Origin of the sequence: Herbiconiux aconitum, assembly GCF_024979235.1 — a bacterium.
GTDB lineage: Bacteria > Actinomycetota > Actinomycetes > Actinomycetales > Microbacteriaceae > Herbiconiux > Herbiconiux aconitum.
The window spans coordinates 248,985-274,930 of record NZ_JANLCM010000001.1; the positions used below are offsets into that span (position 1 = coordinate 248,985).

The following is a 25,946-nucleotide window of genomic DNA, read 5'->3' on the forward strand; positions in this document are numbered from 1 at the left end:
CGGGGTGGAGGCTACGCGAACTCGACGATGAGCTCGACCTCGACCGGGGAGTCGAGCGGCAGCACCGCGACGCCGACGGCCGAGCGCGCGTGCACACCGCGGTCGCCGAACACCGCCCCGAGGAACTCGGATGCGCCGTTGATGACGCCCGGCTGCCCGGTGAACGACGGATCGGATGCGACGAAGCCCGTGACCTTCACGACTCGCGTCACGCGATCGAGCGAACCGAGCACACTCTCCACCGCGGCCAGCGCGTTGAGCGCCGCGGTCTGAGCGAACTCCTTCGCCGCAGCGGGCGAGACGAGCGAGTCGCCCTCGCCCACCTTTCCGGTCTGCGAGAGCGCTCCGTCGACGAAGGGCAACTGCCCTGCGGTGAAGACCAGATTGCCCGAGATGACGGCCGGGACGTAGGCACCGGCCGGCACCGACACGGTCGGAAGGGTGATTCCCAGCTCGGCGAGGCGGTCGGTGATCTGCGACATCCGGGTCACTCCCCCGCCGCCGCGATCGGCCGTTTCAGGTAGGCCACGAGCCCGCCTTCCGGGCCGGTGACGATCTGAACGAGCTCCCACCCGTCCGACCCCCAGGTGTTCAAGATCGCCGCGGTGTTGTGGATCATCAGCGGTGTCGTCACGTATTCCCAGGTAGGCACGGGGCCCCTTTCACGGCTAATTGCAGGTTTGTCGCTTACCCTTGATCTTATGTCTGCCCCGAAAGCCACGGCTAGCGGTGTGGTCGGGGCCATTCTCGGCATAGTAGGTATGAGCGCAATTGCGGGCATCCTCGTCACTGCCATGGTCACGCCCGCGCTCGCTGTCACCGGCATTGCCGCGAACAACTCCATCGGTATGTTCGAGAACCTCCCGAGCTACATCAAGCCGGATGCGCTTGCCGAGAAGACGAACATCTACGCCACCCAGAGCGACGGCACCCCGGTGCTGCTCGCCTCGGTGTTCGAGCAGAACCGCGAAGAAGTGGGCTGGGACCAGATCTCCCCCTTCGTGAAGGATGCGGTCATCGCCACCGAAGACCCCCGTTTCTACAGCCACGGCGGCGTCGACATCGCGTCGACCCTGCGTGCTGCCGCGGGCAACGCCCTCGAGACCTCCGCCAGCGGCGCGTCGACCATCTCGATGCAGTACGTGCGCAACATCCTGGTGCAGAAGGCCGAGTCCATTCAGGATGAAGCCGAACGCGACGCCGCCTACAAAGAGGCCACGCGCACCTCGGTCGACCGCAAGCTGAAAGAGATGAAGCTCGCGATCGGCCTCGAGAAGGAGTTCTCGAAAGACGACATCCTGCTCGGCTACCTCAACATCGCTCCGTTCGGCGGCCGGGTCTACGGCATCCAGTCGGCCGCGCAGTACTACTTCGGCGTCAACGCCTCCGACCTCACCGTCGCCCAGGCCGCGAGCCTCATCGCCACGGTGAACGAGCCCAACGGCCTGCGCATCGACGAGCCGGAGAACATTCCCGACAACCAGGCCCGTCGCGACAAAGACGTGCTGCCCTCGATGCTCAAAGAGCACAAGATCACCCAGGCCCAGTACGACGAGGCCATCGCGACTCCGGTGACGGCGAACATCGTTCAGCCCTCCACAGGCTGCCAGACAGCGAACCCGATTGGTGCCGGCTTCTTCTGCGACTACGTCACCCACGTCGTGAAGAACGACCCCGCCTTCGGCGCCGACGAAGACACGCGGTGGACGAACTTCAAAACGGGCGGCTACCAGATCTACACGACGCTCGACTTGGATCTGCAGAACGCGGCGAAGAGCGCCATGGACACCTACGTTCCCTATACCTACGACTTCGACCTCGGCGGCTCGCTCGTCACGGTGGAGCCCGGCACCGGCCGCATCCTGTCGATGGTGCAGAACAAGGACTTCAGCGACGACCCCGAAGTCACCGCCACGAACCTGGGTGCAAGCGCGATCAACTACAGCACCGACTACGCCTACGGCGGGTCGACCGGTTTCCAGGTGGGCTCGACCTACAAGATCTTCACCCTCGCCGAGTGGTTGAAGACCGGCCATTCGCTCGGTGATGTGCTCAACGGAAACGCCGGCACACTGAACCTCTCCCAGTTCAAAGACAGCTGCACCGGCGGCAACGGCGGCACCTACTCGGTGAAGAACGACGGCGGGTCGAACCCCGGCAACGTCACCGTGATGCAGGCCACCCGCGACTCGGTGAACCTCGCGTTCCTGCGCATGGCGCAGAAGCTCGACCAGTGCGAGATCCGTAAGACCGCCGAAGCCTTCGGTGTGCACCGGGCCGACGGCGATCCCCTTGGCGAGAACCCCGCCGACGTGCTCGGCACGAACGAGATCGCCCCGCTCACCATGGCAGCGGCGTTCGCCGCCGTGGCGCACCAGGGCTTGTACTGCTCGCCGATCGCGATCAGCAAGATCCTCGACTCCACCGGCAACGAGCTGCCCGTTCCCCAGTCGACCTGCAGCCAGGCCGTCGACCCGAACATCGCAGCGGCCATGGCCGTCGCCTTGCAGGGCGTCGTCAACGGCGGCACCGGCTCCCAGTCGAACCCGAACGACGGCATCCCGCACCTCGGCAAGACCGGAACCACCGACTCCGAGAAGGACACGTGGTTCGTGGGTGCGAGCACCAAGCTCGCCACGGCCGTCTGGATCGGCAACGTCGTGGGCACCGTCTCGATCAGGAACACCTCGATCGCCGGCGAGAGCGGCGGAAACGTGCGTCACGACGTCTGGAAGCAGTACATGACGGATGCCGACGGCAAGTATGGCGGAGACGCGTTCCCCGTGGCCGATCGCACCCTGGTCAACGGCGTGCAGGTGCAGATTCCGAACGTCGCCGGCATGTCGGTCGACGCGGCAAAGGCGGCTCTGACCACGGCCGGCTTCGACTACCAGGACGGCGGCGTGATCGACTCGACGCAGACGGCCGGAACCGTCGACAGCAGTTCGCCCGCGGGCACCGCCTCGAAGGGGTCGACGATCACCGTCTTCACCTCGAACGGCCAGCTGCGCACCGTGCCGAACGTGGTCGGGATGAGCCCTGACGACGCCAAGAAGGCCATCACGGGGGCCGGCATCGAGGCAGGTCAGATCGCCTTCGAGGGCCCGTCGGGGGGCAATGCCAAGGTGACGGCAACGAACCCGGGGGCGGGGAATCCGATCCGATTCGGATCCGACAAGCTCAGGGTCACCACGAAGGCCGGCTAGCGTGACGGCTGCCACCCGGGCCACCGCGACCTCCCTCGGAATCGTCGCGGTGGCCGGTGCCGCCGCGGTCGCTTACGGCACGTTCATCGAGCGCAAGCAGTACACCCTGCGCACGGTGACCGTGCCGGTGTTGCCGCCCGGCGCATCCGACATCCGCGTGCTCCACCTCTCCGATCTGCACATGGCGCCCTGGCAGACCGACAAGCAGGAGTGGATCCGCGACCTCGCGCGCCTCGATCCCCACCTCATCGTCGACACCGGAGACAACCTCGGGCACCGCGACGGTTTGGCGGGCGTGCAGGCGGCCCTCGACGTCTTCAACGGCGTGCCCGGCGTCTACGTGAACGGCTCGAACGACTACTACGGGCCGTCGTTCAAGAATCCGTTGCGCTACTTCATGGGCCCGTCGAAGCACAGCGGAACGGTCGAGCGCCTCGACACCAAACGACTCATGGCGTACTTCGATTCACTCGGCTGGAAGAACCTCAACAACCGCGCCGCCACCACCGAGGTGAACGGAACCATCATCGATTTCTTCGGGGTGGATGACCCGCACCGCCACTACGACAAGCTGGAGCGCATCCCAGGAGCCCTCGACGAGCTTCGCGAGGAAGACGACCGCGGCCCGCGGCTCATGATCGGTGTCGCCCACGCGCCCTACCAATACGTGCTGAACTCGTTCGTGACCCATGGCGCGGAGGTCATCTTCGCGGGCCACACGCACGGCGGTCAGGTGTGCGTGCCGGGCTACGGCGCGATCGTGACCAACTGCGACATCCCGCGCAAGCAGGTCAAGGGCCTGAGCCTCTGGCGGCACGGCTTCCACTCCGCCTACCTCAACGTGTCGGCGGGCCTCGGCACGTCGATCTACGCGCCGTTCCGCTTCGCGTGCCCTCCCGAAGCGACCCTGCTGACGCTCACCTCCCGGGCCTGAGCCGAGCGGTCTCGGCGCGCTCGAATATCGGCTATCCTTGTTAAGGCCTCAGCCGCGGAGACGCGCTGAAGCACACACCTCGGGGTGTGGCGCAGCTTGGTAGCGCGCCTCGTTCGGGACGAGGAGGTCGTGGGTTCGAATCCCGCTACCCCGACGAACACGAACCGGCCGGAGACATCGTCTCCGGCCGGTTCTGCGTTTCACGTCTGTCGACTTTCGATCAATCCGGGTCGTCGATGTCGAAGCGATCGAACTCGCTCTGCGACACCGCCGCCGCCCTCGGCATGTCGAGCGACCGGATGCGCCGCCGCAGCGCGTCGAGCAGTACGTCGTCGTGCGGGTCGGCGTAGGGCGAATCGACCGGACGACTGATGAACTGGCTGGCGGGGCCGATCACGAGCTGCACCGACGTAGCACGCCCGTCGTCGTCGACGACCGGGATCTCCACGGTCTCCGCGCGTTCGTTCTGGCCGAGTGCCGCCGCCAGCCGCAGCAGCGCATCGGCGATGTCGTCCGCCGTCGAGAAGGTCAGGCCTGCGTAGGAGACACTCTTCATCTCTCCACCATGCTCCTGGTCATCCGCAGCAGCAACCCCGGCCGGCAGGCCGGAGCGAAGCGATGACTACATGGCCGCTGCCGTCACGGTCACGGTGAACGAGACGGTGGAATCGGTCTCGGAGTTCGACAGCACGACATCCGAGGTGCCCTCGGCCAGCGGCGTGAGGCCGGGGTTGAACTGCGCGCTTCCGTCGTCTTTGCCGGGCACGAATTCGATCACCGACTCGTCGGAGATCTTTGCCGTCCAGGCGCTCACGCTCTCGTTGTCGCCCGTGACCAAGTCGACCACGTTGTCGAGGGGCACCTCGACCGTGGTGCCCTCGGCATCGGCGATTTCGACGATCACCGGGGGCAGCATCGAACTCGACTCGGAGGTGCTGGAGGGAGTCGCGGCGGGTTCGTTGCCGTTCGTGGAGGAACAGGCCGAGAGCCCGACGGCAGCGGCGCCCACGATGGCGAACGCGGCGAGAACTCGAGTCGTCTGGTGATGCATCATTGCCCCCTGCGGTGGTGTTCGAATCCGACGGCTAAAACGTAGCATCGCCACCGCCCGGATCGGCTCAGATGCGCCCGAGCACGCCGTGGGACTCCTCGAGATAGCAGGCTCCGCAGAGCGACTCGTAGGTCACGTCTTCGCCGTCGATCGCGACCTGCGCGCCGTCGAAGACGTAGCGATCACCGATCTTGCGGGCGTTGAAGATCGCCTTACGTCCGCAGCGGCAGATGGTCTTCAGCTCTTCGAGGCTGTGAGCGACTTCGAGCAGACGGATGCTGCCCGGGAAGCCTGCCGTCTGGAAATCGCTCCGGATGCCGTAGGCCAGCACCGGCACACCGTCCATGATCGCGATGCGCAGCGCATCGTCGACCTGCAGCGGGGTGAGGAACTGCGCCTCGTCGATCAGCAGGCAGCTCACGTCGACGCCGGTCTCGGCCACGATCTCGTCGCGCCGAGCAGCGAACTCGACGCGCACATCGGTGTCGGGCGCGATGAGGAAGTCGGCGTCGCGCGTGACACCCAGGCGCGAGATGATCTGCATGTCGCCCTTGGTGTCGATCGAGGGCTTCGCGATCAGCACCTGCTGGCCCCGCTCCTCGTAGTTGTAGGCAGCTTGCAGCATCGCCGTGCTCTTGCCGCTGTTCATCGCCCCGAACCGGAAATACAGTTTTGCCACCCGAATACCCTATGCCCCTTCTCCGTGACCTGGCCGAGGGTGACCTGGAGGGTGAATTGGCCCCGTTTCGCCTCCGCGCCACGCGTTCACAACGCACCATTGATTCATCAGTTCACCCGAATTGCAGATCGATCGCAGATTCCCCATCCTCGCGATCGGTCGACTGACCGGCCGCTAGGTTCCCCATCCCGCGGCCGGTCACCCCTTCTTCTCTGCCGATTTCCCTGCCGACACCGCTCCGCAGTCAGAACAGCATCGGCTGGCTGTCGCCCACCGGCCCGAAGCTCGGCCCTGGCGGCCGATCGAGCCGCCCGGGCGGCGCAACTCCCCCGGTGACGCCCGAGGGCCGGCCGCGATCGAGTCCGTGTTTGCGCACCAGCGGCCGCATCCGGGCCGACAGCCACTCGCGATACTCCTTCGGCGCATACGTTCCTTTGGCGTAGATGCGGGCGTAGGCCGACACGAGCTCCGGATGCTCACGGCTGAGCCACGCCATGAACCACTCCTTCACCCCGGGCTTCAGATGCAGCGCCGAGTAGACGATGCTCGACGCCCCGGACTCGGCCACCTGGCCGAGCGCCCGGTCGAGGTGCTCCACCGAATCGGTGAGCAGCGGCAGGATCGGCATCAGGAAGACCTGGCACTCGAGGCCCTTCTCCCGCACCGCGGTGACGGTAGCCAGCCGCGCCTTGGTGCTCGGGGTGCCCGGTTCGATCGACTGCTGCAACGCGTCGTCGTAGACCGCGATCGACATCGCGATGCTCACCGGCACCACCTCGGCGGCCGAGGCGATGAGCGGGAGGTCGCGCCGCAGCAGCGAACCCTTGGTGAGGATGGAGAACGGCGTGCCCGACCCCGCGAGCGCCTCGATGATGGAGGGCATCAAGGCGTACCGCCCCTCGGCGCGCTGGTAGGGATCGGTGTTGGTGCCGAGCGCGACCGACGGATGCTCCCACGATTTGCGCGCCACCTCCCGGGCGAGCACCTCGCCCACGTTCACCTTCACGATGATCTGCTGGTCGAAGTCGTTGCCGGCGTCGAGCTCGAGGTAGCTGTGGGTGGGGCGGGCGAAGCAGTAGACGCAGGCGTGCGAGCAGCCGCGATAGGGATTGATGGTCCAGGCGAAGGGCATGACCTTGCTCGCTCCGGAGACGTGGTTGAGCGCGCTTTTGGCGAGCACTTCGTGGAAAGTGATGCCGGCGAACTCCGGCGTCTGCACCGAACGCACCAGATTGTTGAGCCGCGCCAGCCCGGGGAGGGTCGACGGCGCTTCGGTGTCGAGGGTTTGTCCGTTCCAGCGCATGAGAAGATTCGAACATAGATTCGAATATTGGTCAAGTCGAGTTAGAGCGACAATGTAGTCACACGTCTAGAGAGGCGGTGGTCATCGTGCGGAACGACAGCGGTTGGGTGGCGCAGATCCAGGCTGCCGACCGCCTGTCGGCCGCCCAGTACTCCGCGATGGCCGAGTGGATCGCGCCGGAGCCGCATTCCACCATCCTCGATATCGGTTGCGGGCCCGGCGGATTCCTCCCCTACCTGGCCGATGTCGCCCCGACCGCACACATCGTGGCGGCCGATCACGACGACGAATCGCTCGACGCCGCGCGTTCGCTGGTCACCACGCTCGCACTCGGCGACCGCGTGCTGATCGAGCACGGCAACGTCCTCGACCCGGACAGCCAGTCCGGTCCCTTCGATCTCGTCGTCACCCGTCAGATGGTGCGGCACCTGCCCGACCAGATCGACGCCATCCGCCGACTCGCTGCCCGGCTGGCACCCGGCGGCCGGTTGATCGTCGGCGAGGGCGGGCTGGCGCCGCACTACCTCCCGTTCGAACTCGGCCGGGGCACACCGGGGCTGATGTACCGCCTGGTCACGGCGCAGGCCATCCGTTACGCCGGCATGCGGGCCGAGCTCGATCATCCGGTCGCCTCCCGCTTCGGCTGGAACGTGGTGCTCGAGAAGGCGGGCCTCGTGGTGGAGGAGACGACGAGCTTCGTCTGGGACATCCCGGCGCCGGTCGCCGACGACGCCCGGGCGCACATCCGCAGCACCCTCCTCCGGTTGCTGACCGGCCCGACGCGACGGTATCTGGTCGACGAAGACGTCGACACCCTGGAGTGGCTGCTCAACCGGTCGAACCCCGACGGCATCGACTTTCGGCGTGACGTGTTCATCCTCGGCGCCTCGACCCTGCACCGCTGCGCCCTGCCCTGACACGAGCGGCGACCGGGCGGCGGGGGTGCCCCGAGTGCCCCCTACGCCTCGTAGAGCTCGAGCGGCTGCCCGTCGGGGTCGGTGAAGAACATCATCGCCTTGCCGGTGTGCGGATCGGTGCGGAGCTCTTCGCACGGCACGCCCTTGCGAAGGAGCTCCTCACGCGCTTCGGCCACCGAATCGACCTCGAACGCCAGGTGCCGGAGCCCCGTCGCTTCGGGCCCGGTGGGCCGCGGCGGCGGGGAGGGAAAGGAGAACAACTCGATCAGGTACTCGCCGTTCAGCGCCAGATCACCCATCCAGGAATCCCGTTCGGAGCGGTAGACCTCGCTCAGCAGGGTGCAGCCGAGCACGTCGAGGTAGAAGGCCTTCGATCGCTCGTAGTCGGTGGCGATGACGGCGATGTGGTGCACCCGGTTCAGTTTCACGCACCGATTCAAGCACGAAAAAATTTAGCGGGATGAGAGGACCCGATACTCTCATCCCGCAAGGAGACATCAACGAGCCTGCCATGTAGTGCCGTTACCCTTACGGCCATGAACCAGACCCGCGCTCGACGTCCCCGTTGGCCTCACATTACACCGTAGAAGCGATCGGCGAACGAGGGTTGCGCAAAGCTTGCGGGACGTGATCGTCAGTCGTCGCCGACAATGCGCACGATTCGTATTCTGCTCGTAACACGCCGCTAACCTGCGCCGGATACTCTCGAAAACGTGAACGAGATCGTGATCCTTCGAAAGACAGGCACCATCGCCACTCTCGGCCGCGCGGGCCAGAATCCGGAGACCAGTGCGCCGCTCGCCACCGTCTATCTCTTGAAAGACGGATGGTTCATGAAACTCACCCATCGACATGACCGGTTCGCGTGGTCGGGGCCTTTCGAGACCCCCGAAGACGCGATCGAGCGCTACACCCCGGCCGATGCGACCGGGCCGATCATGCGCGTTGCGGTCTGAACCGGCGCAGCACGTGCGTCAGGTGTCGCCCGGTCCACGCCGGGCGATGTCGGCGTGCGTGTAGCTGCCCTGCGGATTGCGACCGAGGCGGTCGCGCACGGCGGCGACCACCACGTGCCTGAGGTGCGTCATCCGCCCCGCCCGCACGATGCGGCCCCGGAAGGCGTAGGCATCGAGGTAGGCCAGCCGCGGCGCCCAGATCGGCTGCCGCCGGCGGTTCGAGACGCCCGCCGTGAGGTGCAGGAACGCCTGCGTCGTGCCGATCGCGCTGGCGAGGTCGACGCCCGGCGCGATCGACGGGAGCGACACGGCCGAGCCGTCGGGCGCATCCGTCGTCATCGCCACCAGGCCCCGCAGATCGCTGTAGGCGGGGATGTACGGCAGGAACCGCGAGTAGTCGACCTTCGACGCCGCGATCTCCTCGAGCGACGCGTTCTGGGGCAGACCCATGAAGCGCTCGAAGGTCCAGCGGCTGCTCGGGTGGAACGACGTGACCTGAGCTGCGAACCCGACGTTCACCACCAGCACGTCGGGAATTCCGAGGCTTCGCGCGTGGCGGGCGATCGTGGTTCCGATCTCCGGATGCGTGGTCTCCGACTCGTCGAACACCAGCGCGGCGCCGTCGAGGAACTCCCCCACGTTCTCCATCGTCACGCCGTCGCGGTAGACGTGCACCACCGCGGCCGGGTTGATCTCCCGCACCTGCTCGCGGAACACCTCCGCCTTCGACCGGCCGTAGGTCGCCGTGGTCGCGCCGGGCACCCGGTTGGCGTTCTGCGGCTCGAAGTCTTCGGGGTCGGCGATGCTGAAGCTCGCCACACCCATCCGGGCGAGCTTGGTGCCCACCTGGAAGCCGACTCCCCCGACTCCGGCGATGGCGACTCGTGATGAGAGGAGGGCTTGCTGCTCCGCCTCGCTCCAGAAGCCGTAGTTCCGCGCGAACTCGGGCGAGTCGAGCGACTTCATCCGCTTTCGGGCACGGCGTCGACGACGGCCGCCGCCCGTTGGGCCCGCGAGACGCGACCGAAGTACTCCAGCGCGCCGTCGGCCGCCGCGAGGGTGCCGAGGATGGTGGCGTTGCGCTCGGTGATGCGGGCTGCCGAGCCGGCGAGGTCGAACTCGACCGGAAGGTTGTAGTCGAGGTAGTGCTCGATGTAGCGGGGCTCACCGATGCGCGAGATGGCGAGCACGCCCGCGAGGTGGCGTTCGAGCCACGGTTCGATGATGGCGAAGGTGCGGCCCACGTGGTGCGAAGAGAAGTAGGCGGACATCAGGGCGAACAGATGCCATTGGATGAGCTCCTGCATCGCCACCCGCTCGTGCCGGGCGATCACCCGGGAGACCTCGACGCATCCGAGGGCCAGCGGATCGTCGGCGAACAGCTCGGGGCAGAAGTCTTCCACCGGCAGCGGACGGTTCTCGCCGTCGGCTCCTTTGATGATGGTGCGGGCGACTCCGACGATTCGCACCCCTTCAGGCGCGTTCTCGAGAACGGCGAAGGTGATGGATCGGGCGTCGTCGTCGTCGCGGTCGGTTCCGTCGGCGGAGAGGTCGGATGGATCGAGCTGACCCGTCTGTTCCACGTAGACTCGTCGTCGGAACTCGAAATGCTGCCGATAGACGTCTTCGAAACCGGGGAGCGCGACGCCGTTGACGCCGATGATGCCTGTGGCCAGTCGAGCCTCAGGCTCGACGATGAACGCGGGGGAACCCGCGATGACCGGAATGACCGCCGCGTTGCTTACGGAGCGATCAATTCGTGACACCGCTCAACTTTCGCGATATCGCCTTCTCGACAGTCGTCGTCCGGAGCACTTCGAATCCTCCGTCTTCAGGGGGTGGGTGGCCGCCCGGCGTGTCCGCGCGAAGCACGCTGCCGATGTCCCGAGCATAGAAGCGCGGCAAGTCGTTTGCAACTTGGGACATTATGTCTCAAAATGGTGCTGAGAGGGGCAATCATGTCTGAGAACAGCTGGACGAAGTCCGGAGCGGGCCGCACGCGCGTGCCGAAAGACGAGGTGCGCGCGAAGCTTCTCGACACCGCGATGTCCCTGGTCCAGGCCAACGGGCTCACCGTCGGTTTCGAGCATCTGCTCATGGATGATCTGATCAAAGAGGCCGGTGTTCCCCGCAGCTCCGTCTACCGCATCTGGGAGTCGAAGGAGGCGTTCTTCGAAGAGCTCCTCAGCGAGGTCGCGAACCAGGTCTCGCCCGGTCGCGCCGACGAGGAGTCCCTCGTGGCCACCTGGGAGTACCTCGGCTTCCGCGCCGACGAGCTGCGCACCGAAGAGGGCCGCCGCCGCATCCTCGTGGATGTGACCGGGCTCGCCGCCGAGCAGAACTTCGAGTCGGTGACGTCCTCCATCCAGTGGCGCACCTACGTCGCGCTCTCCTCCACCGCGCTCTCCTACCCCGACTCCCGCGTGCGTGAGCGCATCATCGAGGCGCTCCGCAACAGCGAACTCGCCTTCCTCGACCAGATGGAGGTGTTCTACCGCAACATCGTTCCCGCGGTCGGCTACCGCCTCCGCCCCGACCTGAACGACGACTACCGCCCTCTCGTGGTGGCCGCCGCCGCCATCATCGAGGGCCTCGGCATCGCCCGCACCACCATCCCCGACCTGGTGGAGGGCCGCTACAACGTCGACAACGAGGGCCGCCCGGCTGAGGTGTCGCTCGCCGCGATCTCCTACCACGCCATCATCATGGCGTTCATCGTGCCCGACCCGGCCTACGACGCGGAGGCCGCGATCGCACGACTGAGCTCCGGCATCGACGAGATGCCCGTGGTGCAGCCGCGCAGCCGCGATTACGAGATCCTCGACGACTGAGTCGCGGGGCTTCTCGGTTCGTAGGCGAAGAGCATCCGGAGCTCGCCGTCGTCGACCGTGACGGTGGAACGACCGAACACGGCGTTCATGACGGTGATGGATGCGCCGAAACGGATGCGTACGCCTGATTCGCCGCCCGCATAGGGCGCCCGCAACAGGATGCTCCGATGCGTGCCCACCTCGCGCAGCCGCACCTCCACCGGCGAGCGCGTCGACGTGGTGTGCACCTCGATCAGTGCCGTGATCACGGCCCGCAGCGCGACCTTCTGCTCCATCGCGAAGCCCTCGGCCAGGTCGTCGGGGTCGTCGACGCGAAGGTCGTCGGGATGCGCGCGCTCGAGTCGCCGGAGCCAGGGCAGCCCCATTTCGGTGATGATCACGGAGCGCAGCACGGCTGAGATGCGACGCGCCTCTGCCACGTCGGCCTCGGTCACCTCGCCTCGGGCGAGCACGCTCTCGAGAAAGGGCACGACCTCCACCGACAGCGCCTGCCGACCCGAGTCGCGCAGCAGTTCACGCAGCCGGATACGCACCCGGCGGCTCAGTCCGGTCTGCTCCCGCACGGCGGATTCCGCCGCACGCGAGAGCAGCAGGCTCACCCGGTAGGAGAACACCGAGGCGCCCACCCCGAACAGCACCACCGGCGTGCTCGCGATCACGGCCGAGGTGAGCGGAGAGGCGATCGCCGGCATCGCCAGGGTCTCGAGAGCTGCGGTGGCGCCGACGACGACCGCACTCAGCGCCGTGACCAGGGCGAGGTCGCGACCCGGCCGGAACTCCGCGAACGCGAGGATGACGACGCCCGTCACGAGCGGACCCCAGTTGTCCCAGATCACGTTCGACGTGCCCCAGGTGCTGATGCTCGACGACACGCTCGCGAGCACCGCCGACAGCACGGTGACGACGAGGCCCGCGAAGCGCACCGGCGTGCGCACCGGTTCGGTTTCCACGACCACGAGCACGGCGGCGATCACCACGAACACGATCGCCAGACCGGCGAAGACGGGGTCGCGGATCTCGTCGGCTCCGGCGAGCGTGCGGAGAATGGCGTAGATGAGCGACCCGACCGCCGCGGCGCCGACCAAGGGATAGATCGACCGGGCGATGATCGGATCGAGTCTCTGCGGTACCCCCCGCCAGGCGATGAAGCCGATCATCCCGGCTCCCACGCGTGTTCGGGTGCCACCGGCAGCGTGAACATGTAGGCGGTGCCGTTGCCGGGCGAGGTCCAGAGCTGGGTCTGCCCGCCGGCGTCTCGGATGCGGCCCTGGATCGATTGCGAGACCCCGAAGCGGTCGGGCGGCACCGCGGCCGGGTCGAAGCCGCGGCCGGCGTCGGCGATCATCACGACCACCGCATCCGCTTCGCCGTCGACCACGATCTCGGCGCGGTCGACGCCCGAGTGCTGCCGAACGTTCACGAGAGTCTGGCGCAGAGCGAGGGCGAGGGCAGCTGCGACCGCGGGGGTGAAGCGATGCAGGGAGGCGATGTCGCCGTCGACGTCGACGGCGAGGCCTTCGGCGTGGCTCGTCGCCACGACGTCGGCCAGGCCGGCCGGCAGTTCACCCGCTCGCGAGGTGGCAGCTCCGGGGGCGGAGGCGTCGTCGGGCCACCACGAGCCTTCGGCGATGAGCGCCAGGTCGCGCTGGATCGCCGAGCGCTGCGCGTCGCCGAGTGGCCCGGGCGGTTGGTGCGAGAGCACGGTCAGCTCGCTCAGCACGGTGTCGTGGAAGAGGGCGACGACCTGCGATTCGAGTTCCTGCTGGTAGTGCATGGCGTCCGCCTCGTGCCGTGCGCGCGCTACGGCGCGGTGATCGCTCGCCGTCCGGTGCCGCAGCAGAAGATCGGCGGCCGAGATGACGACCACGACGGCGGTGCAAGCGGCCGTGAGGTAGTCGAACGACGGCAGGTGGCCGGCGTTCATCGCCGCCGCGTACACCGCGAGCTGGCCGAGGAGGTAGGCGGTGCAGATCAGCACGAGCGATTGCAGGCCGAGCACGCGGGGCGCGACCGTGTAGACCACCGCGATCTGCGGGAGGGAGAGGATAAACGGGGATTCGACGATCGCGTCCGGTGCCGCGTTGATGAGGATCGACGAGTAGAAACCGATGCTGACCGCGGCGACCGCGAGGTAGGCGATCGTGACGCGGAGGTCGTCGCGGCGGTGGCGCACCGCCATGGCGACCACGATCGGCACCAGGAACACCAAGGCGAGCCAGGCTTCGTGGGTCGGCGAGTTGATGGTGCGCAGCACCACCAGTACTGCAGCGATGGCGAGCGCGCTCGATCCGAGCGCCAGCGACGCGCTCGAGATGGCGAGCACGACGCTGCGTGCGCTCGCCTCGCGCGGCATCCCCAGTGTCATCGGCACCCCCCAACGATCTCCCCCGAGTCTCGCACGACACGGCGTCCGAAACTCCCCAGACGCTCGTCTGGTAAACAGTCTGTTGCGATCATGTTTCCCCGGCCGATCGCGAGCATCTCCCCTTATATCTTGGGCTCGGCCCACCGGCGGGTTCAGGCTCTCCCGCCGGTGCGATGGACGCACGGCGAGAGAAACGCCCGTGAGCGATACCGTCCTTCTCTCGAACCAGGAGCATCTTGTCCAGATCAGCAAGAGCGTGGAGGAATGTGGCCGTCGCCACAGCACTCTTCGTCGCAGCAACTCCCGTCTTTCTCAGCGCGCCGGCCTTCGCTGCCGGTGCGACCAGTGCCACCACCACGGCCACCGCATCCGGCCCCGTCGCTTCCGGCGACGACTGGTCGGTCGTCGAGGTTCCCGGCGGCTACGAGGTCACGAAGACCCTCGCGGCCCCGATCGACATCCGGAGCGACGCCCCCACCCTCTGGGCCGACGGCGTCGAGCTCGGCATCGCGACCCAGTCGCTCGACGGCCTCACCCTCTCCCTCACCACCACCGACCCTGAGGTCGCCACCGCGACCGAGGTCGACCAGGGCTGGTCGGGCGCAGGCGACCCCACGATCGAGGCGCCGGTCGACAGCTCCGAGCTGCACTCCCTGACCGACCAGGTGCCGCTGGCGAAGCCGGATGCACCCACCCTCGCCGAAGACCCCTCGACCCCGGGGCAGTACGAGGTCGAGCGCGACGACTACAACCTGGGCGATGAGGCGGAGGACATCCGCGACTTCGGCCGCAAGGGCGAGATCCGCGCCGCCGTGTGGATGCCGATCGGCGCCCCCGGTGAGCGCCCGGTCGTGGTGTTCCTGCACGGTCGGCACACCTCGTGCGCCGGCGCCATCCCGTCGGGGGCGGTCGCCCGCGCCTGGCCCTGCTACCCGGCTGACGAGTCGACCGGTTACGAAGGCCAGGTCGATGTCGAGAGCTACCTCGGCTACAACGACGCAGCGCAGATCCTCGCGTCGCAGGGCTATGCCGTAGTGTCGATCTCGGCCAACGCGATCAACGCCCTCGACGGCTCGCTCGCCGATGACACCGGTGCCGCAGCCCGCGCGCAACTGGTGATGGACCACCTGACGCTCCTCCGGGAGGCGAACGACGGCCAGTCCGTCGGCCTCCCCGCAGCGCTGAAGGGCCGACTCGACCTGAACAACGTGGGCCTCATGGGCCACTCGCGTGGTGGCGAGGGCGTCGTGCGCGCCGCTCTGCTCAACATCCAGCAGGGCGAGCCGTTCGGCATCAAGGCCGTTCTGGGTATGGCTCCCACCGACTACTCGCGCATGACGCTTCCGGATGTTCCCACGGCGATGGTTCTGCCCTACTGCGACGGCGACGTCGAAGACCAGATGGGCCAGAAGTACATCGACGACTCGCGTCACGCCTACGGCGACGACGTGCTGCGTTCCTCCGTGCTCGTAATGGGCGGCAACCACAACTACTTCAACACCGCGTGGACGCCGGACAAGTACCCGGTCGCCACCAGTGACGACTGGTCGATCATGGATCGCAACCAGACCGACCCGACCTGTGGCGCATCCGCTCCCAGCCGGCTCACCGCTGATGAGCAGTACGCCTTCGGCAACGCCTACATGGCCGGCTTCTTCCGTCTCACCCTCGGTGGCGACCAGCAGTTCATGCCGATGTTCGACGGCTCCGACGCCGAGCCTGCCTCGGCCGGTCGTGCCGACGTGCGCGTCTCGGCCACACTGCCCACATCCGACCGCGTCGACATCGCGAACTTCGACACCCCCGACACCGCCATCCAGGCCGTCGGGGCGGGCACCTACCAGAACTGCGAGAGCATGAGCCCGCTCGACGTGCCGGCGACCCAGCCGTACTGCGTCACCGCGCTGCAGTTCGCGCAGGCTCCGGATTACGGATTCACCAGCGCCATCTACGGCAACGGCCGCGCCACCTCGGTGCCCTCGGCTCCGTCGCTGCACTTCACCTACACCGCTCCGGCTTCGCCCTCCGCGGCTGCCGGCGAGCTCCGCGTGCCGGTGCCTGCTGCGGCGGCGGACTTCTCGGGCTCCGAGTCGCTGTCGTTCCGGGTGTCGCCGGATGACTCGGTGCCGATCGGTGGCAGCACCGACCTCACCGTGACCGTCGTCGACGGATCGGGCGGAAGCGCATCCGTCACCGCTTCGCAGTTCGGTGACGCACTGAACGTGCTGCCGGGTTCCACGAACCCGCTGCGCAAGGTGCTGCTGCAGCAGATCGCGGTGCCGGTCTCCGCCTTCACGGGCGTCGACCTCACCGACATCCAGCAGGTGCGGTTCACCGCTCCCCGGGCCGCGGGTGGCGTGCTGCTCTCCGACCTGAGCCTGTTCAACGCTCCGACGCTCGGAACGCCGACCATCTCCACCCGTCCGGTCGTGTCGATTCCGGATGTCGCGGTAGAAGAAGGAGCGGGAGTCGGCTCGGTCGACGTTCCGGTCGTTCTGTCCCGGCCGGCCGAGGAGGCCGCGACGGTGTTCGTGAGCGCGATCCCGTCGTCGTCGAGCGGCAAGGTGCTGTCGGCGATGCAGAAGGTGGAGTTCGCTCCGGGTGAGGTCTGCAAGACGGTGACCGTGCCCGTGCAGGGCGACTCGGCCACCTCGACCAGCGCGACGGCGTCGTTCATCACGAACGCGTCCGACACCCAGGGCGGCGCCACGATCGGTGACTCGTTCGGCAAGATCGTCGTTCGTGAAGACGACGGCGTGGTTGCACGCGACGGAACCTCACTGCCCTCGGCTCCCGAGGTCGGTGCGCAGGGCGATGCCTGTGCCGAGGCGCTCGCGCTCTCGACTCCGGGCTCGCTCACGTCGTCGTCGGCGTCGCTCAACCGCGGCGACACGGTGACGGTGACGGGCAGCGGGTTCCGCACCGGCGAATCCGTCTCCCTCACGCTCGGAGCGGCCACCGTGGGAACGGTCGTCAGCACCGACGGAACGGTCTCGTTCGAGGTGACGGTTCCGGCCGACACCCCGTTCGGAACCAGCACCTTCACTGCCACGGGCGCCGGTTCGCGCTTCACGGCTGCCACGCCGGTGACCGTCGGACCGGCCGTCGACCGCATCGGTGGCGCCGACCGCTACGAGGTCGCGGTGAACACGTCGAAGGACGGGTTCCCCGACGGAGCGAAGACGGTCTACGTCGCCTCGGGCGCCGTGTTCCCGGATGCGCTCTCCGCGGCACCCGCGGCGGCCGTTGCCGATGCGCCGGTGCTGCTCACCACGGCCGACACACTGCCGGCTGGGGTGAAGGCTGAGATCGAGCGGCTCAAGCCGACGTCGATCGTGATCGTCGGTGGCACGGCCAGCGTGAGCAAGGCTGTGGAGAAGCAGCTTGGTGCGATTGCGTCGGTCAGCCGCCTCGGTGGCGCCGACCGGTTCGCGGCCTCGCTCGCGGTGGCTGCGGCGGCCTTCCCGAAGGGTGCGACCACGGCTGTGCTCGCCACCGGACGGAACTTCCCGGATGCGCTCTCGGCGGGTGCCGCGATCGGTGCCCAGGGTCCGGTCATCCTGGTCGACGGTGAGGCCTCTGGTCTCGATGCCGCCACGACCAAGCTGCTGACCGACCTCGGGGTGAAGGAGATCGCGATCGCCGGTGGCGAGGCTTCGGTCTCGCCCGGCATCCAGGCCGACGCCGAGGCGATCACCGCCACGGTGCGACTCGGAGGTGCCGACCGCTACGCCGCGTCGCAGGCCATCAACGCGCACTTCTTCACCAGTGCCGACCGCGTGCTGCTGGCGACCGGGGCGAACTTCCCCGACGCCCTCGCCGGGTCTGCTCTGGCGCCGAAGGTCGGTGGCCCGCTGTTCACGGTGCCCGGCACCTGCATCCCCGCGGAGACGCTGGCGCAGATCACTTCGCTCGGGGCAACCCGTGTGACGCTGCTGGGTGGCGAGAACTCGCTGTCGACGGCGGTGGAGTCACTCACCGCTTGCGCGGCCGCTTGACGCCAGTCGCATGAACTGTCCCGCCCCATCGCTCGCGCGGTGGGGCGGGACTTTGTCTTTTCTGACCCTGGCCGGTTCTTCTCAAACCATAACGATATTGTCAGCCCCATCGCCGTGGAATCACGAAGGAGGACGTGTGCGCCAACCGGTCGCCATCATCGCGAATAAGGTTCCTGAGATCACGGCGTTGTTCTGGGCGACCAAGATCCTGACGACGGGTATGGGTGAGACCACATCCGATTTCATCGTGACCACGATCGACCCGGTAGTCGGGGTCGCCGTCGCGTTCGTGGCTCTGGTGGCAGTGTTCGCCCTGCAGTTCCAAAGCCGCCGGTATGTTCCGTGGGTCTACTGGCTGACCGTGGTGATGGTCAGTGTGTTCGGCACGATGTCCGCCGATGTGGCGCACGTGCAGTTCGACATCCCGTACGCCATCTCGACCGGTGCGTTCGCGGCCGCACTAGCCGTCGTGTTCAGCGCCTGGTACCTGACGGAGCGAACACTGTCGATCCATCGGATCGACAGTACGCGCCGGGAGATCTTCTACTGGGCCACCGTGCTCACGAGTTTCGCGCTCGGCACGGCCGCCGGCGACCTGACTGCCACCGTGCTCGGTCTCGGCTACTTCGGATCTGGAGTGCTGTTCACCGCAGCCATCGCGGTGCCGGCCGTCGGATATCGCTTCTTCCGCCTGAACGGAGTAGTCGCGTTTTGGATCGCTTACGTGCTGACCCGGCCGGTGGGAGCATCCTTCGCCGACTGGTTCGGAGTGGCACCAGAGCGCGGCGGTGTCGGGATCGGCACGGGGCTCGTCAGTCTGGTGCTCGCCGCTGCCATCACTCTGTGTGTTATCGCGTTGAGTCGCAGCCCTGTCCGTCACCGGTGGCGCTGAGAGCAGGCAGGCAGTGGCGCCCCAGGTGCCACCCGCACTTCTCTGTGCACGGCCCCCGTCCGGGGGTCGCGGTACGCTGGAGTGGTGTCGATCCGTCAGGAACAGAAGGCGGAGACCCGCGCGCAGATCATGGCAGCCGCGGCCACCGAGTTCGCGGCGCACGGCTATGCGGGTGCGACGTTCACGAGCATCGCTGCGGCGATGGGCAAGCCGAAGTCGGCGCTCGGCTACCACCAGTTCCGGTCGAAGCAGGAGATCGCGAGCGCGATCGTCTCGCAGCACTATGAGCGCTGGGCGGCGTTCCGTGCGTCGGTCGATCGCTCGGTGCCGGCGGGGTTGCCCCGGCTGCTGAGCTTCATCTTGACGGTGGCGTTGGATGCGCGTGCCGACCCGCAGGGGCGTGCTGCCATCCGTCTGCTGCTCGAGCGCGGGTCGAGTGGTGTCGACATCGCCGAGCCGCCGTTCCGCTGGCGCGATCTGAGCACGGCCGACGTCGAAGACGCGGTGCGGCTCGGGCAGCTGCCTGACGGCGGCGCGTCGTCGGCGGCTTCGGTGGGCGGGATGATTCTCACCGCGGGCCTCGGGCTGTTCGAGGCCGAGAACCACGGTGTGCAGCCGGTCGACACCGAGGCGGCGCTGCGCGCGCTGTGGCGCGCCCTGCTCGCCGGCGCGGGTGCCACCGACGCCGAGGGCGCGCTCGCGGCGACCCGCTCGGTGCTGGAGTAGCCGCTACCCGACCCCGTGCCGTGAGCGTATCCAGAGCTCGTCGGCGCAATCCTCAGAACAGGCGCGAGCGTTGTAGACCATGTCTTCGCGCCGCACCCGGATGCCGCAATTGCGGCACCGTCGGAGGCGAGCAACGAACCGCACGGTCGGCTGCGCCCTCATGCGGCCTCACCCCGCACGTACTCGCGTAGGTAGGTGATGAGTATGGATTCCAGGTTCTCGCCTCGTGCCGCGGCAATAAGACGAGCTCGCTTTTCGAGGGCGTCGGATGCTCCGACGATCCGCTCTGATTCAGTGGCTGTCATGGCCCAATTCTATCGGGTGACGCAACACCTAACCAGACTTTTGCTCAACTAATTCGTGCCAATATTAGATGGTGCCCAATCAGCCCAAAACCCCAGTCAAAGGCTTTCGCATCCCTGTCGACCTCTACGACGCCGCGTTGGCGAAGGCGCAGAGCGAAGGCCGCACTCTCACCGACGTCGTGCGCGAGGCACTACACCGCTACATCGACGCGGACTGACTTCCGCCCTTATGTCCAGCGGCGGACCAGCCCTCGCAGCACGATGAGCGCCTACTGCGACGCGCCCGCTGAGATCGTCCACAACGAGTACTCATCAGGGTCACGCAGCCCAGTCAGCTGGACGAAGGAAGGGTCGGTGCCCTCGATAGTCGATACATCGAACATCACTGAAACCTCCAAGCCGCCCTTCACATGAGTGTCGAAGGAGCTGACGTTGTCCAGAAATCCGAACCCGGCATCGACAAGCGCAGCAGAGATGGCTTGGGTGTCCCCCTTGATCAACGCAACCCAGGAGACGCCAGGAGTGGCAGTAATTATGCAGGTGACCGGCACCGCACGGGATACCGCTCGGACTTTAGGAGGGGGCGTGACAGCGTGCCAGGGCACGTCTGATTCAAACCAGGCCGCCAATCCGTCGCAATTGATCCCATCGACCGTCGACGCTGAGGCCGATTCGTCGGGAGTCGTCGGTGTCGATGGCGCAGTATCGCCCGGTGCAGGCGCCACTGCGTCCTGATCTGCGGGTGTCGCGGTAGCGCTGTCTTCTGACCCGTAACTTCTGGTAGACGAGTCTGTCGCCTTCGGAGGACCCGTGGCGGGGACGCAAGACGCTAACATCAACGTCGCTGCGATCAAGCTCGCCCACACGCTGAAATGTGCCCGCTTCGCGCGCCCCATACTCCGCCCCTCGCGTGAAAATCCTATTCCTCCATTCTGTGCCGATGAGATGGGTAAGCGCGGTCTCGATATGATCGAGCTCAGCCAGAGGGAGGCACCCTGTACAGATCGCCGATAGTGCGGCAAGTCTCCACCGTGCTAATCATTGTGTACGGAATAGCTGTATTGGTCGTGGTCGCTTGGCCAACGCCCGTCGACTCAGGATCAGGCGGGCTGTTGTTCCGTGCCCTTCGCGTCTTGCACCAACATGGGCTGCCGGAGTTCGTCAGTTACAACGTCGTCGAATTTGCAGCGAACATCGCAATGTTCGTGCCACTCGGCGTCCTGATTGCTTTGCTGTTCGGTCCGCGCTGGTGGTGGGTCACAATTGTGGCTTGCCTAGCCCTTTCGATCTCGATCGAGGTCTACCAGTATCAATTCCTGCCGTACCGGTATGCGACCGTCCGAGACGTGCTGGCAAATTCCGCGGGCGGAGCAATCGGCGCAATCGCTGCAGTTATCGCGATCGCCTGGCTTCGTCGTTCCTGGGTTGAAGAGGAACCAAGATGATCACGACAGTGCAGCCATGCGAATCACACGGCGTCGTTTGGGTCCTCATCGAGAATCGCATCGGGAAATCCTGGTGCCCGTTTTGCGAACCGGCGCCCGAGAGTCGGTGGGGGGCTCACCTCGCGGGGTCGCCCGAACCCCCCGATTACCCAACGGGCGCAGGAACACTCCGATCGATTCCCTCGGCGAGGTATGGCGCAAGGGATTTCGCATAGGTCTGCGTAAGGTGGGCGCCGCCATCGCGATAAACCGGCACATTGCCCACGACAGATGGGCAGAAGCCGTCGCGACAAAAATACTGGGTGAGATCAACCAGATTCACACCTTCGACCGAGGCGGCCGCCGTGAGTAAGGGGTCGGGGAGCTGCCCGTCGAGGGGAGTACCGCAATCGTTTTGCTTCGGATCGAAGCCGACCCGCTGGTAACAAAGCATGGCCTCGTCGGACACTGCCGGCACATCGGGCACGACTACAAGTTTGGTTCCAGAGTCCAGAACTCTCTGAAAGGCTTCCGCAAAACCTTCCGGGAAGTTGCCCTTCGTTCGCGCTGAATGCGCGATAACGATGTCGTACTCGCCACTCGATACACGATCAAGGATCTTCGGCATCATCTCGCCGCACTTGTCGGTCAGCTTCGTGGAGAGCAGACAGCCATCACCAGTGAAGGCGTCGACCGCCCAATTTCCTTGAGTGACACCACCGAAGACCGCGGGTAGGAGATGCTGAGCATGGCTGTCGCCGACGACCGCCACCCTAACCGAATCTGCATTCCGGATGCCATATGGACATGGCTTCAGATCGCCAGTCGTTTGAATCCAGCAGAGCGACTTGCCATCGACCTTCATCTGATCGTCGGGCGCATCCGCGGCTGTCGGCGTGAGAGTTGACCCCAAGTCGACATCCGAACAGTCTGACGCGGGGTCCATGGCTGCAGCGCCGCGGCATCGAGTCGCGTCATCGACGTCGCCGACACCTTCGTCGGCGACCACACCCTGTGACGCATTCAAACCGACCTCCGCAGCAGCCGTGTTCGGCAGGTCGTTGGTGCGAACGAAGGCGACGTAAACCAAGGCAATTGCAACGGCGCCCATGACACCGAACAGGGCAATCCTCGGGGTAGTCCTCCGCCAGAAGTTCCTCCGGCGTTTCTTCCGGCGACGAAGCTCCCTTGTCGACAGCTTGACCGGAGTCAGCCAAGTGGATTTGCGGATGGGATCCTCGACCAAATGGTACGAGAGAACGCTGACGGCGACGAGGATCGCCGAGGCGACGATGTAGTAGAAGATGTTGTCTCCCGGCATTACCGCCAGCAACAAGATCAGCACCGGGAAGTGCCAGAGGTAGAGAGAGTACGAAATGTCTCCTACGTACCGACTGGCTCTGTTGGTCAGGGGCCAAAGGTATGGCTGATTCCCCTGTTCGCCCGCCAGCAGCACCAGCGCTGTCGCGAGTGTTGGCAGCGCCGCCGCGGGCGCTGGAAACCCCTGAGCGGGGTCCACGACGAAGCAGGCTGCGACTATCAGGGCGAATCCGACCCAACTCATCACGGTGCGCAGCGTCACGCTCTTAGACGTGAAGTACACGCCGAATACCGCTACTAAGGCGCCGACACCGAGCTCCCATGCGCGATCGAAGGAGCTGAAGTACGCGAGATTGGTGTCTGCCTTCGAGAGATATAGGGCGTAAACGAACGATGCGACTGAGAGCACTCCGATGGTGGTGCCGACGGCAACTCTTCGTCGTCCCGAACTCCACGCGAAGATCTTGATTCCGACAGCGAGAACCCCCAGCATCACCCAGGGCCACACGAAGTAGAACTGTTCTTCAACCGCTAGAGACCAGTAATGCTGAACCGGGCTGGGCTGAAGATCCTGCTGAAAATAGTCGGTTCCCTGAAGTGCGAGGTTCCAGTTCGATGAGAAAAGCAAAGCCCAGAACGAATCAGTTGCCGTCCGGACGAAGCGGCTCCCCGGGGTAAGGAAATACGCCACAGTCACCGTGACGACTAACACGAGTATCGCGGCAGGCAGGATCCGCTTAACCCGGCGCTTGTAGAAACCTACGAAGGAGATCGTCTTCGTCCGGTCGTGTTCACGAAGCAGCAACCCGGTAATCAAGTAGCCGCTCAGCACAAAGAAGACATCGACCCCGACGAAACCACCTGCCGGCCACCCGAGCATGTGATTGAGAATCACTGCGACGACTGCCAATGCCCTGAGCCCCTGCACATCGCGCCGGATGTTATGTGTTGCAGGAGACTTTTCCGTCGGCGCAGCCGGCCCAGAGCGGCTTCGCCGCGATTCCAGGCTCGTAATATTGCGTTCTGATGCCATGTCCCCCCCAGGTGTGGCGACAGTCTAGCTCGCCAATGTTTCGCCTTTGCTAACGGTCCTCCGAGGTGGAGACCTAACAGGTGAACTGCAGATCGGTCATGTCGGGGTTGGCCAGCATGGGGCCAACGAGCGTTTCGACCTGTTTCTCCGGAAGGGCGCTTACGTCGATGTCAATGGTTGCTGTTTGCGATTGCCCAGGGGCAGCCTGGATGACGCCGCGCGCGACAGGGTACGACTGATCCGTGCCCGTGGTCGAATCTTCTTGACTGGTGCTGCCCGTGATACTCGCGATCGTGGAACCCTCGGGGGCATACACGTAGGTGAATACTCGCAGGTCGCCAAGAGGGATTCGGAATCCATTTCCCCCTGCCCCCGTGATGAAGGTGGAGAGCCCCTCGACCGCGGCTGGATCGAGGATATTCGTAGCCGTCACCTGCACTCGGACCTTGCGGGTACCGTCGGTACATTGCTGCTGACCGACGGCGATCGCAGTGCGGAGATAGTAATCCATCTTCGAACCCAGGAAGTCGCTCAGGTATACGCCGATCTGATGGGACGTCTCGGTCTCCTGCGGCAGGCGACCCTGAAGACCGGCGTCGACCACGAGATCTTGGACTATCTGATCGGTGCTCGAGGCGAGTAGTCTCCGCTCCTCACCAGCCTTCTGTACGGCAGTGATGAACTTCGGGATGTCAACCTTGCCGTTCATGATCGCCCCGAAGGCGGTTCCGGCCACGGCAGCGAAGTAAGCGTCCTGAGCGTCCGCATCCTCGGCATACATCTGATAGACGCCATTCATTAGGATGTCGGTGGAGTTCTGAGAATTCAACAATGATCCGTCGGGAAGAGTGATCGGACCGGTCGCATCCAGTATGTACGACAGCGCGATTGGGTCGACGAAGACCACCGTGTCTGCCGTCACTCCCCGCTGGTTCTGCCACATGGATCGGGTCAGGTCGGCTGCAACGTCGACCCGCGGCGTGAGGGTGTTGTTCTGACTCTGCACACCGAATGGAACCAAGAACAGATCGCGCGCCTCGCGGGGCAGGTGACTGTCAGCGAATTGCTCGGATTCGAACGCGAACTCCCGGCCGGATGCCTGCTGCGCGATGGTGACCCTACCCTGGTCGGCGGTGACCAGGATCTGCGCGCCCGCGATTCCGCCGAGGGGCCGCACCTCGGCGGAGTTCTCAAAGACAAGGAGGTAATTCTTCGGCCCGTCCGCTCCCAGGAGGCCCGGCAGCACCGGAGCTAGCGATTTCGCTGTGGCTAGCGCCGGCTCTATCTCGCCGACCATGCTGTCGATCTGGTCGACTGCGTTCTTCACCGGGCCGATGAGCGTCGACGTGTCAATGGCACCAACGTTCTCCTTGGCGCTCGTGAGGACGATGCTCGATTGCTCGAGCACGGGCAGCACCGACTCGATCGCGGCGAGATCGACAGCGCCGTCCACCGGCCTGAATACCGATGGTGAGAGAGTGTCGCCCAGATCTACAGCAGGAACCACTGCCTGATCGACCACATCCGACACGGTCTCCGCAACCACGCGGACGGCGCTCAGGTTGGGTCCGACTCCCGGAACTTGCTCAGCGAGCCACCATACTGGGCCGGAGGCAGCCTCGCGTGCCTTCGCGGCGTGTTCCGAAAGGACATTGGCATCAGCCTGCGCGCTCGAGGCTTCGCCGGCGAGGACCTTCTGTTTCACCGTTGACAGAAGTGGCTGTGCGGCCTCGAGTTCATCCTTGACTGTCAGTGCCTTAGTTCCGACCCAGACAGCGCCAGCGACGATCGCGAGCAACAGAAGGACGACGCCACCAACGACCCACGGCCAGCGTCTCCTGCGCGCTCGCTGTCGAGGCTTCTCCCCCCTCGTGGAATCATCCTTAATGGATCGGCGGCTCGGCATCTCGTCGGTCACCACGCAATCCTACCGAGCCCCTCCCTGGGAACTATCTTGCTTCTTCGCGCAGCCTCGAAGCTCGGCGTTGGGCGTGGAAGGTGACGCC

24 protein-coding genes and 1 tRNA gene are annotated in these 25,946 nt (G+C 65.9%); 11 read left to right on the forward strand and 14 right to left on the reverse strand.

What is annotated here, in order from left to right; genetic code table 11:
* Positions 1 to 11: 11 nt before the first annotated feature.
* Together N1027_RS01105 and sp36 are read right to left on the reverse strand one after the other, a co-directional pair.
* The gene (locus N1027_RS01105) at positions 12 to 482 is read right to left on the reverse strand and encodes a RidA family protein (protein WP_259504175.1); all 471 of its coding nucleotides are present in this window, start codon (positions 480 to 482) and stop codon (positions 12 to 14) included.
* A gap of 5 nt (positions 483 to 487) precedes the next feature.
* Entirely contained in the window at positions 488 to 652 is a 165-nt protein-coding gene (gene sp36 / locus N1027_RS01110) for a Sp36 family protein (protein WP_259504176.1), read from the reverse strand.
* Positions 653 to 761: 109 nt separating this feature from the next.
* On the opposite strand from sp36, the gene N1027_RS01115 reads away from it, so the two are divergent.
* The 3 genes from N1027_RS01115 to N1027_RS01125 all read left to right on the forward strand — a co-directional run bounded on the left by N1027_RS01115 (position 762) and on the right by N1027_RS01125 (position 4,294).
* Positions 762 to 3,206, forward strand: coding sequence for a transglycosylase domain-containing protein (locus N1027_RS01115; RefSeq protein ID WP_259504177.1), 2,445 nt, complete (start codon positions 762 to 764; stop codon positions 3,204 to 3,206).
* 1 nt (position 3,207) lies between these two features.
* Entirely contained in the window at positions 3,208 to 4,140 is a 933-nt protein-coding gene (locus tag N1027_RS01120) for a metallophosphoesterase (protein ID WP_259504179.1), read from the forward strand.
* Positions 4,141 to 4,220: 80 nt separating this feature from the next.
* A tRNA-Pro gene (locus N1027_RS01125) sits at positions 4,221 to 4,294 on the forward strand.
* Between the two features lie 66 nt (positions 4,295 to 4,360).
* Here N1027_RS01125 and N1027_RS01130 read toward each other — a convergent pair.
* The 4 genes from N1027_RS01130 to N1027_RS01145 all read right to left on the reverse strand — a co-directional run bounded on the left by N1027_RS01130 (position 4,361) and on the right by N1027_RS01145 (position 7,173).
* Positions 4,361 to 4,696: a hypothetical protein gene (locus N1027_RS01130; RefSeq protein ID WP_259504181.1), complete on the reverse strand. Its 336-nt coding sequence runs from the start codon at positions 4,694 to 4,696 to the stop codon at positions 4,361 to 4,363.
* 66 nt (positions 4,697 to 4,762) lie between these two features.
* On the reverse strand, positions 4,763 to 5,191 hold the full coding sequence (locus N1027_RS01135) for a hypothetical protein (RefSeq protein ID WP_259504182.1): 429 nt from the start codon (positions 5,189 to 5,191) through the stop codon (positions 4,763 to 4,765).
* Positions 5,192 to 5,258: 67 nt separating this feature from the next.
* Positions 5,259 to 5,870, reverse strand: coding sequence for a thymidine kinase (locus N1027_RS01140; RefSeq protein ID WP_259504184.1), 612 nt, complete (start codon positions 5,868 to 5,870; stop codon positions 5,259 to 5,261).
* Positions 5,871 to 6,114: 244 nt separating this feature from the next.
* Entirely contained in the window at positions 6,115 to 7,173 is a 1,059-nt protein-coding gene (locus tag N1027_RS01145; protein WP_259504192.1) for an Rv2578c family radical SAM protein, read from the reverse strand.
* 77 nt (positions 7,174 to 7,250) lie between these two features.
* Here N1027_RS01145 and N1027_RS01150 point away from each other — a divergent pair, with 77 nt between their 5' ends.
* A complete protein-coding gene (locus N1027_RS01150; protein ID WP_259504195.1) occupies positions 7,251 to 8,090 on the forward strand; it encodes a class I SAM-dependent methyltransferase in 840 nt (279 codons plus the stop codon).
* 41 nt (positions 8,091 to 8,131) lie between these two features.
* Here N1027_RS01150 and N1027_RS01155 read toward each other — a convergent pair whose 3' ends face one another.
* Positions 8,132 to 8,518 (reverse strand): VOC family protein, encoded by a 387-nt coding sequence (locus tag N1027_RS01155; RefSeq protein WP_259504197.1) that lies wholly within the window; start codon positions 8,516 to 8,518, stop codon positions 8,132 to 8,134.
* Between the two features lie 285 nt (positions 8,519 to 8,803).
* Between N1027_RS01155 and N1027_RS01160 the strand changes: the two genes are divergently transcribed.
* Entirely contained in the window at positions 8,804 to 9,046 is a 243-nt protein-coding gene (locus tag N1027_RS01160; RefSeq protein ID WP_259504198.1) for a hypothetical protein, read from the forward strand.
* Positions 9,047 to 9,064: 18 nt separating this feature from the next.
* Here N1027_RS01160 and N1027_RS01165 read toward each other — a convergent pair whose 3' ends face one another.
* A complete protein-coding gene (locus N1027_RS01165; protein ID WP_259504199.1) occupies positions 9,065 to 10,012 on the reverse strand; it encodes a ThiF family adenylyltransferase in 948 nt (315 codons plus the stop codon).
* On the reverse strand, positions 10,009 to 10,812 hold the full coding sequence (locus N1027_RS01170; protein WP_259504201.1) for a hypothetical protein: 804 nt from the start codon (positions 10,810 to 10,812) through the stop codon (positions 10,009 to 10,011). Before N1027_RS01170 ends, N1027_RS01165 begins: the two co-directional genes overlap by 4 nt.
* Before the next feature lie 192 nt (positions 10,813 to 11,004).
* Here N1027_RS01170 and N1027_RS01175 point away from each other — a divergent pair, with 192 nt between their 5' ends.
* A complete protein-coding gene (locus tag N1027_RS01175) occupies positions 11,005 to 11,877 on the forward strand; it encodes a TetR/AcrR family transcriptional regulator (RefSeq protein ID WP_259504207.1) in 873 nt (290 codons plus the stop codon).
* Here N1027_RS01175 and N1027_RS01180 read toward each other — a convergent pair.
* Both N1027_RS01180 and N1027_RS01185 read right to left on the reverse strand, forming a co-directional pair.
* Positions 11,856 to 13,034 carry a hypothetical protein gene (locus tag N1027_RS01180; protein ID WP_259504210.1) on the reverse strand — a complete coding sequence of 393 codons (1,179 nt, stop codon included), beginning with the start codon at positions 13,032 to 13,034 and terminating at the stop codon, positions 11,856 to 11,858. The two genes, N1027_RS01175 and N1027_RS01180, sit on opposite strands and share 22 nt — an antisense overlap.
* Complete coding sequence (locus N1027_RS01185; protein ID WP_259504212.1) at positions 13,031 to 14,248, reverse strand: sensor histidine kinase; 1,218 nt, start codon at positions 14,246 to 14,248, stop codon at positions 13,031 to 13,033. The genes N1027_RS01180 and N1027_RS01185 overlap by 4 nt, the downstream gene beginning before the upstream one ends.
* A 260-nt stretch (positions 14,249 to 14,508) precedes the next feature.
* Here N1027_RS01185 and N1027_RS20050 point away from each other — a divergent pair, with 260 nt between their 5' ends.
* From N1027_RS20050 to N1027_RS01200, 3 genes are all read left to right on the forward strand, one after another.
* Positions 14,509 to 18,240, forward strand: coding sequence for a cell wall-binding repeat-containing protein (locus N1027_RS20050; protein ID WP_259504213.1), 3,732 nt, complete (start codon positions 14,509 to 14,511; stop codon positions 18,238 to 18,240).
* Between the two features lie 136 nt (positions 18,241 to 18,376).
* On the forward strand, positions 18,377 to 19,132 hold the full coding sequence (locus N1027_RS01195; RefSeq protein WP_259504216.1) for a COG4705 family protein: 756 nt from the start codon (positions 18,377 to 18,379) through the stop codon (positions 19,130 to 19,132).
* An 84-nt stretch (positions 19,133 to 19,216) separates the two neighbouring features.
* Complete coding sequence (locus N1027_RS01200; protein WP_259504219.1) at positions 19,217 to 19,858, forward strand: TetR family transcriptional regulator; 642 nt, start codon at positions 19,217 to 19,219, stop codon at positions 19,856 to 19,858.
* Between the two features lie 158 nt (positions 19,859 to 20,016).
* On the opposite strand, the gene N1027_RS01205 is transcribed toward N1027_RS01200, so the two are convergent.
* Complete coding sequence (locus N1027_RS01205) at positions 20,017 to 20,163, reverse strand: hypothetical protein (RefSeq protein WP_259504223.1); 147 nt, start codon at positions 20,161 to 20,163, stop codon at positions 20,017 to 20,019.
* Between the two features lie 71 nt (positions 20,164 to 20,234).
* On the opposite strand from N1027_RS01205, the gene N1027_RS01210 reads away from it, so the two are divergent.
* Entirely contained in the window at positions 20,235 to 20,381 is a 147-nt protein-coding gene (locus tag N1027_RS01210; RefSeq protein ID WP_259504224.1) for a YlcI/YnfO family protein, read from the forward strand.
* A 795-nt stretch (positions 20,382 to 21,176) separates the two neighbouring features.
* The gene (locus N1027_RS01215) at positions 21,177 to 21,608 is read left to right on the forward strand and encodes a VanZ family protein (protein WP_259504227.1); all 432 of its coding nucleotides are present in this window, start codon (positions 21,177 to 21,179) and stop codon (positions 21,606 to 21,608) included.
* Positions 21,609 to 21,753: 145 nt separating this feature from the next.
* On the opposite strand, the gene N1027_RS01220 is transcribed toward N1027_RS01215, so the two are convergent.
* Positions 21,754 to 23,940, reverse strand: coding sequence for an acyltransferase family protein (locus N1027_RS01220; protein WP_259504229.1), 2,187 nt, complete (start codon positions 23,938 to 23,940; stop codon positions 21,754 to 21,756).
* 73 nt (positions 23,941 to 24,013) lie between these two features.
* The gene (locus tag N1027_RS01225) at positions 24,014 to 25,858 is read right to left on the reverse strand and encodes a DUF4012 domain-containing protein (protein WP_259504231.1); all 1,845 of its coding nucleotides are present in this window, start codon (positions 25,856 to 25,858) and stop codon (positions 24,014 to 24,016) included.
* Positions 25,859 to 25,946: the final 88 nt, after the last annotated feature.